The sequence below is a fragment of the Bradyrhizobium sp. 23 genome (assembly GCF_023073295.1).
GTDB lineage: Bacteria > Pseudomonadota > Alphaproteobacteria > Rhizobiales > Xanthobacteraceae > Bradyrhizobium > Bradyrhizobium canariense_D.
Window position 1 is genome coordinate 16,089 of the sequence record NZ_JADPJF010000106.1, and the last position, 11,090, is coordinate 27,178.

Annotated in this window: 9 protein-coding genes; 3 read left to right on the forward strand and 6 right to left on the reverse strand. The window is 63.7% G+C overall.

What is annotated here, in order from left to right; all coding sequences use genetic code 11:
* The first annotated feature begins 69 nt into the window (after window positions 1-69).
* Complete coding sequence (locus IVB32_RS27270) at window positions 70-867, forward strand: class III extradiol ring-cleavage dioxygenase (RefSeq protein ID WP_247294809.1); 798 nt, start codon at window positions 70-72, stop codon at window positions 865-867.
* A gap of 44 nt (window positions 868-911) precedes the next feature.
* Here IVB32_RS27270 and IVB32_RS27275 read toward each other — a convergent pair whose 3' ends face one another.
* The 3 genes from IVB32_RS27275 to glgC are packed head-to-tail and all read right to left on the reverse strand — an operon-like array spanning window position 912 to window position 3,923.
* On the reverse strand, window positions 912-1,172 hold the full coding sequence (locus tag IVB32_RS27275; RefSeq protein WP_018457471.1) for a SemiSWEET transporter: 261 nt from the start codon (window positions 1,170-1,172) through the stop codon (window positions 912-914).
* Window positions 1,173-1,209: 37 nt separating this feature from the next.
* On the reverse strand, window positions 1,210-2,664 hold the full coding sequence (gene glgA, locus IVB32_RS27280) for a glycogen synthase GlgA (protein WP_018457472.1): 1,455 nt from the start codon (window positions 2,662-2,664) through the stop codon (window positions 1,210-1,212).
* Window positions 2,661-3,923, reverse strand: a complete 1,263-nt coding sequence (gene glgC, locus IVB32_RS27285) for a glucose-1-phosphate adenylyltransferase (protein ID WP_007613273.1) — start codon at window positions 3,921-3,923, stop codon at window positions 2,661-2,663. The genes glgA and glgC overlap by 4 nt, the downstream gene beginning before the upstream one ends.
* 335 nt (window positions 3,924-4,258) lie before the next feature.
* Between glgC and IVB32_RS27290 the strand changes: the two genes are divergently transcribed.
* Complete coding sequence (locus IVB32_RS27290) at window positions 4,259-4,690, forward strand: hypothetical protein (RefSeq protein WP_018457473.1); 432 nt, start codon at window positions 4,259-4,261, stop codon at window positions 4,688-4,690.
* 204 nt (window positions 4,691-4,894) lie between these two features.
* On the opposite strand, the gene IVB32_RS27295 is transcribed toward IVB32_RS27290, so the two are convergent.
* Window positions 4,895-5,074 carry a hypothetical protein gene (locus IVB32_RS27295; protein WP_018457475.1) on the reverse strand — a complete coding sequence of 60 codons (180 nt, stop codon included), beginning with the start codon at window positions 5,072-5,074 and terminating at the stop codon, window positions 4,895-4,897.
* 202 nt (window positions 5,075-5,276) lie between these two features.
* On the opposite strand from IVB32_RS27295, the gene IVB32_RS27300 reads away from it, so the two are divergent.
* Window positions 5,277-8,348, forward strand: coding sequence for an AAA family ATPase (locus IVB32_RS27300; RefSeq protein WP_247411953.1), 3,072 nt, complete (start codon window positions 5,277-5,279; stop codon window positions 8,346-8,348).
* 5 nt (window positions 8,349-8,353) lie between these two features.
* Here IVB32_RS27300 and IVB32_RS27305 read toward each other — a convergent pair whose 3' ends face one another.
* Both IVB32_RS27305 and IVB32_RS27310 read right to left on the reverse strand, forming a co-directional pair.
* Window positions 8,354-9,448: a catalase family protein gene (locus IVB32_RS27305; RefSeq protein WP_026233377.1), complete on the reverse strand. Its 1,095-nt coding sequence runs from the start codon at window positions 9,446-9,448 to the stop codon at window positions 8,354-8,356.
* A 381-nt stretch (window positions 9,449-9,829) separates the two neighbouring features.
* Window positions 9,830-10,810 (reverse strand): ABC transporter substrate-binding protein, encoded by a 981-nt coding sequence (locus IVB32_RS27310; protein WP_247368909.1) that lies wholly within the window; start codon window positions 10,808-10,810, stop codon window positions 9,830-9,832.
* Window positions 10,811-11,090: the final 280 nt, after the last annotated feature.

Here is an 11,090-nt window from a genome sequence, read left to right on the forward strand (position 1 = left end):
GCCTATGCTCGCGGCCGATCGCGCGGGCAACTCGCACGCGCATGTTGCCAACGAAACGAGCCTTCGCCCATGGTGCGATTTCCCACCTTCTTCCTGTCGCATGGCGGCGGTCCGTGGCCGTTCATGGAAGACAGGCGGGTGCAATACGCGAAAACCGCCGAGGCGTTCGGCCGGCTGCCACAGCTCTTGCCGGAGAGGCCCAAGGCCGTGCTCGTCATATCAGGACATTGGGAGGCTGACGCCTTCACCGTGTCGACTTCCGCGCATCCGCCGATGGTGTACGATTATCACGGTTTCCCCGAGCACACCTATCACCTCAAATACCCGGCGCCGGGGCGGCCCGAGCTCGCCGCGGAGGTAAAGGCGCTGCTCACGCGCGCGGGTGTTGATTGCCGGGAGGATCCCAACCAGGGGTTCGATCACGGCACCTTCGTGCCGCTCGGGCTGATGTATCCGAACGCCGACATGCCGATCGTGCTGCTGTCGCTGAGATCGAGTTACGATCCGGCCGAGCACATCAGGATGGGGCAGGCGATTGCCTCCCTACGCGACGAAGGCATTCTGATCGTCGGCAGCGGACTCACCTATCACAACATGCGCGGGTTCGGCCGTGCCGAATCGAAGCCGGTCTCGTATGATTTCGAGGCTTACCTGAACGAGGCGATCAGCCACAAGGACGCGGCGCGGCGCAACGCGATGCTGGTTGACTGGGAGAACGCGCCGAGTGCGCGCCTGGCCCATCCGCGCGAAGATCATCTGCTGCCGCTGATGGTGGCCGCCGGCGCCGCCGTCAGCGACACGGGCAAGCGCGTCTTCGTCGACGAGGTCGCGAATGTCGCGATGGCGTCGTATGTGTTTGGCGGGTGATCTTCTCCTCTTCCCGCAAGCGAGGAGAGGTGAAGAAGAGTGGCTCACCCGTATTTCAGCTTCATGAACAGGATGCCGCCGGCGAGCACCATGGTGATGGCGTTCGCGGCGACGAGGGGCGCATCGCCCGACAGCAGGCCATAGACGAGCCAGAGCGCCAGCCCAAGCACCATGACCAGGAACATGCCGAGCGAAATATCGCCGGTGGAGCGGGTCTTCCACACTTTGATGGCTTGCGGCGCGTAGGCCACGGTGGTGCAGGTCGCGGCGGCAAAGCCGATCAGCTTGATCAAGAACGGGTCCATGGCGGCTCTATAGCATTGATTCGAGGATGGTCGCGCCTCAGGCGCGCGCGGTCATGAGGCCGCGATAGAGCGCGGCATAGTCACCGGCGCGGTTGCGCCAGGACACGTCGGTCGCAAGGCCGCTCAGTTGCAGCCGGCGCCAGGTCAGCTTGTCGTGGAAGGCGATGTTGGCCTTGCGCAGCGTGCCGGCGAGGGCATCCGCGGTGACGGGTGCGAACTTGAAGCCGGTGGCATCGCGGCCTGATTTATCGGCCTCGCCGATATCGACGATGGTATCCTCGAGGCCGCCGACCCGCGAGACGATGGGCACGGCGCCGTAGCGCAACGCGCAGAGCTGGGTCAGGCCGCATGGCTCGAACCGCGAGGGCACGATGAGCGCGTCCGAGCCGGCCTGGATCAGATGCGCCATGATCTCGTCGTAGCCGATCACGACCCCGATCCGGCCAGGGTTCGCGCGCGCTACGGCCTGATAGCGATCCTGGAGATCGCGATCGCCGCTGCCGAGCAAAGCGAGCTGCATGCCTTCGCGCAAAATGGTCGGAATGGCTTCGAGCAGGAGATCGAGCCCCTTCTGCCACGACAGGCGGCTGATGACGCCGAGCAATGGCGCTTCGTCCGAGGAATCCAGATTGAACTGTTGCTGAAGCACCGCCTTGTTCGCGGCCCGGAACGTGAGGTCCTCCGCGCCGAAGCGGTAGGCGATGTGCGGATCTTCTTGCGGATTCCAAACGGATACATCGATGCCGTTGAGGATTCCGCTCAGCGCGTTCGCGCGGGCGCGAAGCAGGCCGCCGAACCCCATGCCGCCCTCGTCGGTCTGGATCTCCTGCGCATAGGTCGGCGAGACCGTGGTGATGCGATCGGCGAATTGCAGGCCGGCCTTCAAGAAACTGATGCCGCCGAAATATTCGAGGTCGTTGACGCCGTAGGCGCGCCACGGCAGGCCAATCGAACCAATCAGCTCGGGCACGAACTTGCCCTGATAGGCCATGTTGTGGATGGTCATCACGGTGGCCGGCCGCGGCCGATTGTCATAGTGCAGATAGGCCGGCGCGAGCCCGGCCTGCCAGTCATGGGCATGCACCACGTCGGGCACGAAGGCGGGAACGAGGCCGTGGCCGATATCGGCCGCGATGCGCGAGAGCGCGGCGAACCGCACGCCATTGTCCGGCCAGTCGACGCCTTCGGGCGTCACGTAGGGGTTGCCAGGCCGTGCGTAGAGATGCGGCACGTCGAGCACGAACAGATCGAGGCCGTCATGCGAGCCGGCGAGCAGACGTCCGGGTCCGCCGAAATAATCCGGCCAGCGCCGGATTTCGTCGGCTCCCCCCAGCACCCGCATCACGTCAGGATAGCCTGGCATCAAGGTGCGCATCTCGACGCCATGCGCCTTGAGCGCAATCGGCAGCGCGCCCGCGACATCGGCGAGACCGCCAGTCTTGACGATGGGATAGACTTCAGAGGCGACCGCGAGGACGCGAACAGGCGTCATGTATTGAGCCTGTCGAGCATCGGCTGGGTGATGAGCGAAATGCCCTGCTCGGTGGTGCGGAAGCGTCTTGCGTCCAGCTCGGGATCTTCGCCGACGACGAGCCCTTCCGGGATCTCGACGCCGCGATCGATCACGACGTTCTTCAGGCGCGCGCCGCGGCCGACATTGACATAGGGCATGATCACGGCGTTCTCGACATTGGCGTAGGAGTTGACGCGCACGCCGGTGAACAGCAGTGAGCGCCGCAGCGAGGCGCCGGAAATGATGCAGCCGCCCGAGACCAGCGAGCTCACGGCCTGGCCGCGCCGGCTCTCCTCGTCGTGGACGAATTTTGCCGGTGGTGTGATCTCGGAATAGGACCAGATCGGCCAGGCGCTGTCGAACAAATCGAGCTCGGGCACTACGTCGGTGAGGTCGATATTGGCGGCCCAATAGGCGTCGACCGTGCCGACGTCGCGCCAATAGGCGCGGGGGTCGCTGCCCGAGCGAACGCAGGAGGTCGAATACTGGTGCGCCATGGCGCGGCCGTTCTTGACGAGGTAGGGGATGATGTCCTTGCCGAAATCGTGGTTGGAATTCGGATCCTCGGCGTCGCGCTTGAGCTCTTCGAACAGGAATTTTGCGTCGAACACGTAGATGCCCATGCTGGCGAGCGAAACGTCCGGCTTGCCCGGCATCGGCGGCGGATCTTTCGGCTTTTCCAGGAACTCTTTGATCCAGCCGTTCTCGTCGATATGCATGATGCCGAAGCCGGAAGATTCCTGGCGCGGCATCTCCAGGCAGCCGACGGTGACGTCGGCGCCGCTGTCGACGTGCTGGCGCAGCATCACCTCGTAATCCATTTTATAGATATGGTCGCCGGCGAGAACGACGATGAAGCGGCAGGCGTGGGATTCGATGATGTCGATGTTCTGGTAGACTGCATCGGCCGTGCCGACATACCACATGTTTTCGGAGACGCGCTGGCTCGCCGGGAGGATGTCGAAGCTCTCGTTGCGCTCGGGGCGGAAGAAGTTCCAGCCCATCTGAAGGTGCCGGATCAGGCTGTGCGCCTTGTACTGGGTGGCGACGGCGATGCGGCGGATGCCCGAGTTCACCGCGTTCGACAGCGCGAAATCGATGATGCGGGATTTTCCGCCGAAATAGACCGCAGGCTTGGCGCGACGGTCGGTCAGCTCCAGCAGCCGGCTGCCGCGTCCGCCGGCCAGGACAAACGCCAGCGCCTGACGGGCAAGCGGCTCGGGTCTCGCGGCACTCATGTCATCCTCCCACAACTCTTGCGCTCGCGAGAAGCCTCCCGGCCGCGCTCATTTGGAACCGATAGTAACGGCACGAATAGTAAATCGGGAAGGTGGTTGTTGGTTGCGAATGCGCCGGAAGCTTAATGCTTTGCCGCCGTGATCGGGCCCCAGGCACCGTCCTGCCGGTGTCACTCGCGGCAAGGTTGTCGAGCCCGTCAGGTACCGGTTGATCAGAATGGAGGCATGCGTCTTGTGCGGTGCACGCAAAACTCGAGGCTTTGACCTCGCGCCAGGATGCCCGATGATGGCGCTGCGATCCATGTCCAAGCCAAACGTCAGAAAGGAGTAAGACGATGAGGGTCTGGAAAACGGCAGTCGCCGGTTCGCTCGCCGCCGCGGTCATGGCGGGGGGGATTCAGCAGGCGGCGGCGGCTCCGCTGCCCACCAATGTCGCAACCATGAAGGCCGCCGTCGGCGACGATGTCACGCAGGTGCACTGGCGCGGCCGAGGTTTTGGATGGGGTCTCGGCGGCCTTGCCGCTGGCGCGATCATCGCAGGTGCCATCGCCAGCAGCGCGCCCTATGGCTATGGCTACTATGGCGGCGGGCCCTATTATGGCGGCTACGGATACCCGGGCTACGGCTATGGTTATGCGCCGGCCTATTACGGCTATGGTCCGGCCTATGCTTATCCGCGCTACTATCGGCCTTACCGCCCGTATTTCGGCCCTCGTTACGGCTACTACCGGCCGTATTACCGGCACTATCACCGCGCGTATTGGTGATCGATCAAACGGGCGGACCCGCTCGCCGCAGGGCGACGACGCTGAAGAGGTTTGAGGGCCGCTGAATGCAAGCGGCCCGATCGGCTTGCGCGCGCTGAACCCGGTGATGCGGCACGACGAGCCGGCCATGCCCGCCCACGACAATCCCGATGCAGATCGCGACGATGATCGCGATCTCGATGCACCATTCGAGCGGTCCCGAGCTCATGGCAGCGCGATGGCGTTGGCGAGATCGAACTCGGACAGGCCCGGGCCGCCGCACGCAAGGTAGATGGCGACGAGGAAGATGCGGCTGAGGACGGTGAGGCCCAATATGACCCTGATGTCGTAATGGCGAATGGCAAAAGCGAGAGGCGAGATCGCCAGATGTTTTAGAATGCTCATGGCCAACTCCTTGCCAAAATTCAGGCATCGACTGCCTGCCGACTGAAATGACAGCGTGATGAAAAGGCCGTCCGACGCCTTGCCGGCGTCTCTGAAATGGACAGGCCAATGCTAGTGCCGGCGCAGGGCGCAGGTCTTTATCGCGTCCTTACATTTGGCTGAGCTTTCCCTTAAGATGGGCGAGCATCCGGGGGTCTGAGCCGTGCGTAGAGACGCGCTTGCCTTTGGTGAATTCTGCCTCGACCGTGCCAACGCGCTGTTGTGGCGAGGCGGGGAGCGGATCGCGCTGGCGCCGAAGCCGTTCGAGGTTCTTTGCTATCTCGTCGGTCGGCCCGGTGAGCTCGTCACCAAGGAAGAGTTGCTCGACGCGGTCTGGTCCGATCTGCACGTCAGCGAGTCGAGCCTCGCCGTTGCCGTGAACGCGCTACGCTCGGTGCTCGGCGACGACAGGCAGTCCCCCAATTACATCGAGACGGTCACGCGGCGCGGCTATCGTTTCATTGCGCCGGTCGCGACCGCCGACTTGCCTGCGATCGAGCGGGCGCCCGAAGAAGAGACCGCTTCCGTCACGGAGCAGGTCGTCGATCGACGCCGGCACTGGAGAGTCGGGCGCACCGGGGCACTCGACACGCTGGAGAAGGCATTGCAACTCGCTCGCACCGGACAGCGTCAGGTCGTCTTCATCACCGGCGAGGCCGGGATCGGCAAGACCACCCTCTTGCAAATGACGCTCGACAGGATGAACCAGCAGGGACTGGGCGTGCTGCATTGTAGCTGCAACGAGTTGTTCGGCACCCATGAGGCCTTTCTTCCGCTGATCGGAGCGCTGAACGAGTGCTGCCGTCGCACCGATGGAGCATCGCTGCTGACGTCCATCCACGAGCACGCGCCGACCTGGCTCGCGCAGATGCCCGGTTTCCTCGGCGAAGCAGAGCGGGCCACATTCCAGCATGAGGTCTTTGGCGCAACGCGGGAGCGCATGCTGCGCGAATTTTCCGATCTCATGGAACATCTCGCTGTCACGCGACCATGGGTGATCATCCTGGAAGATCTGCATTGGAGCGACTTTGCCACCGTGGATGTGCTCTCCCGGCTGGCGCGGCGGGATCGGAGGGCTTCTATCCTCGTGCTCGCCACCTACCGGCCGATGGAAGTCGCCGTCGGCGGACATCCTATCCGTGCCGTTCATCAGGACTTGCGGATTCACGGACACGCCACCGAGCTCGCGCTCGATCGACTGACCGGCACCGACGTCGAACGCTATCTGTCCCTGCGCTTCAGCTCGGCCGATTTCGCCAGAGAGCTGGTCGAGCGCATCTTCGCGCGAACCGGGGGGCATCCTCTGTTCGTGTCGTCTCTGCTCGATCATCTCGTGGCGCAAGGCGCGCTGGTCGAGCACGAATTGGGCTGGCGGCTGGTCAGCGAAGACGCGGCCTCGCATGACAGCATGCCGCGCGATCTGGAAGGAATGATCAAGCAGCAGATCGATCACCTCACCGTGGACGAGCGCTGCCTGCTCGAGGTCGCCAGTGCGGCGGGAGCGGAGTTTTCCGCGCTCCATATCGCCGGTGCGCTGGACCGTCCCGTGCTGGATGTCGAGCAGATGTGCGAGGACCTGGCACGGACCGATCGCATTATCGTCGGGGCCGGCATGACCGAGTGGCCGAACGGAAGCGTCTCCGGTCGGTATGCGTTCCAGCACGCGCTTTACCAGGAGATCCTCTACCAGCGGCTCGCACCAGCGCGCTGCGCGAAAACCCATGCGCTGCTTGGGGCGGGGCTCGAGCAGGGCTATGGGCCGCAGGCTGCGGAGATCGCCGCCGTTGTCGCGCGCCATTTCGAACTGGGCCGTGATTTCCCGAAAGCGATGCATTATCTGGGCGCGGCGGCCGAGGGCTCGGCGCGAAGGTTCAGCACGCGCGAGGCCGCCAATTACCTGTCCCGCGCCTTGGAGCTGGTGCCGCATCTGCCGCCGGAATTTCGGGTGACGACACGTCTGAAGTTGCTGCTTCAGCGCGCCTGGGCCTGGCGGGCCAGTGGAGATTTCCTGAATTCCCTGCAGGATCTCAGCGCTATCGTGGCGCACGCGGCGGAGAACGGGCACGTGCGCGAAGAGGTGAACGCGCTGGTCGATCTCAGCAGATTCTGTCTTTACGTCGATCGGCGCCAGAGCCTGCCTGTTGCGGAACAGGCCCTTATCAAAAGCAGGGCGATCGACGACGCCGCATTCAGCGCTCTGGTCCAGGGCAACGTTGCCAATCTGAAGCTGATGCTCCGCGGCTGGGATCGCGAGAATGCGGACCTTGCCGAGCGTGCGTCAGCACTGATCACCGGAGAGCAGGATCTGAGCATGCGGCTGCGACGCTGCTCGATGGAGATGGTGCTGGAGTTTCTGCGCGCGAATTATCCGGCCTGCTGCGATGCGACGACCAGGGGAAAGGAGCTCGCCCGCCTGGTCGGTGACGTCTATCTGTTCGTGCTTTATGAATCAGTCGAGGCGTTTGCCCAGATTTATCTCGGCGAATGGGGCCAGGCGCAACGAAACCTCGTCTCCGCGTTGGCTATCTCGGAACGGAATGCAAATCCGCAGGCCGTCGCGCTGTGTCATCTCGCGATCGGATGGCTGTACTCCGAGGCGGAGGAATATGGCAGCGCGTCACGGCGTGCGGAGGATGCGCTCGGCCCGATGATCGAGGCCAATCCGTTCACGTTCTTCGTTGGCAGAAACCTGCTGGCGCGAGCTTATGTCAGGATGGGCGACCTCGCTCGGGCGCGGCAGCATCTCGATGCGATGGAGCGGCGAATGGAGGTCGACCGGGTGCCGATGGAGTCGCTGGTCATCCCCCATTATCTGCTGACTTGCTGCGACTATTGGATCGCGATCGGCGATCTGGACCGTGCCCAGGGCTCGGCCAGCCAGTTTCACGAGGTGACGAGCGCGGCACCTGACCGGCCGTTTCTCGCGCTGTGCTACGAGGCCATGGCGAGAATTGCGATGCTGAAGCACGATGCGCAACTCGCCGGCGGGCATTTGTCGGCGGCCATGTCGATCCTCCGCCATGCCAGGTTGCCGCATGCCACCTGGCGCGTTTACCGCACGACCGCGGTGCTCTATGGCAGCCTCGGACAAGCGCAAAGGGCTGCCAAGTGGCGGGGCCGCTCCAGCCAGGTGATCGCATCGCTGGCAGAGACGCTTGATCCCAATGATCCGCTGCGCTCGGCATCCTTTTTCGACGCAGGCCGGGACACCGGGCCCGATATTGCGGGACGGTGATCGGCTCAATCCGGCAGGTCCGCGATCTCTCGCGGTTCGCCGGGCCGTTGCTTGACCTTGAATTGATTTTGCTGCTGTCGCAGCGTGCGGGAGGCACGGTAGGCATCCCTGCGCAATCGCATGATCGAGCCCAGCGGCTGATGCGCGGCGAGACATCGCCATGGATCGAACGAAAGCACCTCGTCGGAATAGACGCGACGCGCGGGGCTGTCGGCGGTCTGGCGCGGAAGCGTGATCTTGCCGAGTGCTTGCGGCGGCGCGACGTCTTCAGGCCAGTCGATCGAGGCATCTTCGATCGGTGTTCGCTCGAGGTCGGTGCAGAGCTGGGCGAATAATTCGTACTCGGCCGCATTATCCTTGAAGAAGGCAACGACGCTGTTCAGCACGGCATCATCGGCATCGTGGCAGGGTCGGCCGGTGAGTTGGCGAACCGACGCCGACATCGGCATCAGGCGAAGCCTTGCGATATAATCGCCAAACCGCAATGCACCCTCGGTGTGAAAGGTCTCTCCGAGGATGTTGCTGCCGGCATCACCGAGCGCTTTCAAGACGATCGGGATCGGAATGCCTGTTCTGTCCGATGCGGCGACCAGGGCGCGCGCCAAAAAGCCTATGGGTCCGTACGCCAGATCAGGCAGGAACAGGGTGTGCTCGACCTTGTGCTGTGCGCGCATATAGGCCATCGCATCCGCGAAATAGCTGGGGTGATTGACGAGCAGGAGATCCTGGTTCGTCGAATCGTCGTCGCCGAGCGCCTTAGCCCCCGTCACACCCAAAACCTTGATGGCAAACCCTCGCGGCGAACGTACACGATCGCTCCTGTTGAATGCGGTGGAGAGGCGGACGATGATCGGGAAGTGGCCAGCCTGCTTGAACAGGCCTTGGCGCAGATGATCCGGCAAATTGTCGTAGACGATCAGCTCGCCCCGGAGATAGCCGGCGCCCTTGGCGTGCTGCTGCCGGGTCCCATGCTTGTTTTTGCGAAAAGTGCGATCACTCGTTCGCGAAATCGAAGCAACGATCTCCTCGACCGCCGCCGCTTCCTCCGGCAGGATGTGTTCGACGGACGGATCGTAACGAAGATACTGATCGGCTGACATGGCGCTGATCTCCAGCCCGAAGGTCGCCTTCCCATTGCAAGCGTCGACGGCCGCAGGGCGGATCACTGTAAGCCCGTCCAGTCGGGATCGGCAACCCGAGAGCGAGTTGTGATTGCCTGGACAAGCCGCGGGATGAGGCATCCTGTTACCGACGCGATCACGCGGTCGATGCTAGGCCAGCGGCGTCTCGTAAGTCCTTATGGGTTCCTTATGTTGTCCTGATTTTTTCCTTAAGGCCGGGCCGGCGAGCGGGGGTCCTGGCTGGCGTCTAAAGCGACAGCCACACGATCAGGCTCATGCAGGCCAAATGCGCGAGTAAGATCGCGGCGAGATGCAGCGGGCCAGCATTGAGACGGAGCCCGCGCATCCCGCCGCCTCCGCCTAGTTCGATCCCGCGGCCGCAGCGGTGAAGCTGCGGTCGACGGCTTTGCTGACGTCGAGCTTCTTCGGCAGGATGCCGTAGCGCGTCGAGCGGTCGGAGGCTTCCTGCACCTCCTTCACGACGTTCTCGTCGATCGGAATCGGGCTGGTGCGCTGCGCGGTGTAGGCCGAGAGCAGCACATCCTCCGGCAGCTTGGTCAACTCGGCCGTGCTCTTGGCGTACTCGCCGAGATGATCCAGCGACCACAGCCGCGCCTTGTTCAGCCGCTGCACGAGGTCCTGCACCGCTGCGCGCTTGGTGGCGATGGCGTTGTCGGAAGCGACGATGAAGGTGATGGTCGGCGTCAGGCCCTCGCCATTGGCGATGACGCGGGCCTTGTCCTTGAGCGTCGCGAACGAGACGTAGGGCTCCCACACCGCCCAGGCGCCGATCGAGCCCGCAACCAGCGCGATCTTGGCGTCGACCGGGCCGAGCGGCGCGAAGGTCGCGTCCTCCAGCCTGATCTGCGCCTTCTCCAGCGTGGCGTCGATCAGAAACTGGCCCCAGCCGCTGCGCGTGCCGGCGAGGCGTTTTCCCTTGAGGTCGGCGGCCGATTTGATCGGGGAATCCTGGCGCACGAGGATGGCTTGTGTCTTGGCATCCGACCTTGTGCCGCCGATCGCCTTGATCGGCGCGCCGGCCGCGTAGACGGAAAGGAACGAAAGGTCGCCGGTATAGCCGACGTCGAGCGCGCCGGCGTTGAGCGCCTCCAGGATTGGAGCTGCCGCGGGGAATTCCGACCACTCGATCTTGTAAGGCAGATCCTTCGCGTAGCCCGAGATCTCGAGCAGCGAACGATTGCCGCCCTTCTGGTCGCCGACCCGCAGCACGACGGCATCGGCTGCGAACGACGCCGCGGCCGTCGACAGGGTGATGGCGGCGGCAAGCAGCGATGCAGCGAGCCGGCGCGCGATGGAATGATCGAGGGAGTTGATGCTCATGTGGCCTGTCTTGTTGCTTTGCCCACGACGCGTGAGCGAACGATGCATCGAGACGATCAAGTCTATGGCCGCATGATGCGCGGTCAATGAAATGGCTAACCGTATTGCGCGCGCGATCGGCAAGGACGTTTCAGCGAGGCGCCGATTTCGAGAACGTGCGGTATGCGCCACTGATGCTGCGCAAAAATGAAGCAGGAGAGGGAGTAGCCCCGTGCTCCGTCAATCGATCCATCGGCGGAAATCCTTTCGTCGTCCTCGCACGCACCGGTGGAGAGAATGA

Excerpts from the sequence above, each read along its gene's own strand:
- IVB32_RS27270 (WP_247294809.1), top strand. The coding sequence starts at position 70 with ATGGTGCGATTTCCCACCTTCTTCCTGTCGCATGGCGGCGGTCCGTGG.
- IVB32_RS27275 (WP_018457471.1), bottom strand. The coding sequence starts at position 1,172 with ATGGACCCGTTCTTGATCAAGCTGATCGGCTTTGCCGCCGCGACCTGC.
- glgA (WP_018457472.1), bottom strand. The coding sequence starts at position 2,664 with ATGACGCCTGTTCGCGTCCTCGCGGTCGCCTCTGAAGTCTATCCCATC.
- glgC (WP_007613273.1), bottom strand. The coding sequence starts at position 3,923 with ATGAGTGCCGCGAGACCCGAGCCGCTTGCCCGTCAGGCGCTGGCGTTT.
- IVB32_RS27290 (WP_018457473.1), top strand. The coding sequence starts at position 4,259 with ATGAGGGTCTGGAAAACGGCAGTCGCCGGTTCGCTCGCCGCCGCGGTC.
- IVB32_RS27295 (WP_018457475.1), bottom strand. The coding sequence starts at position 5,074 with ATGAGCATTCTAAAACATCTGGCGATCTCGCCTCTCGCTTTTGCCATT.
- IVB32_RS27305 (WP_026233377.1), bottom strand. The coding sequence starts at position 9,448 with ATGTCAGCCGATCAGTATCTTCGTTACGATCCGTCCGTCGAACACATC.
- IVB32_RS27310 (WP_247368909.1), bottom strand. The coding sequence starts at position 10,810 with ATGAGCATCAACTCCCTCGATCATTCCATCGCGCGCCGGCTCGCTGCA.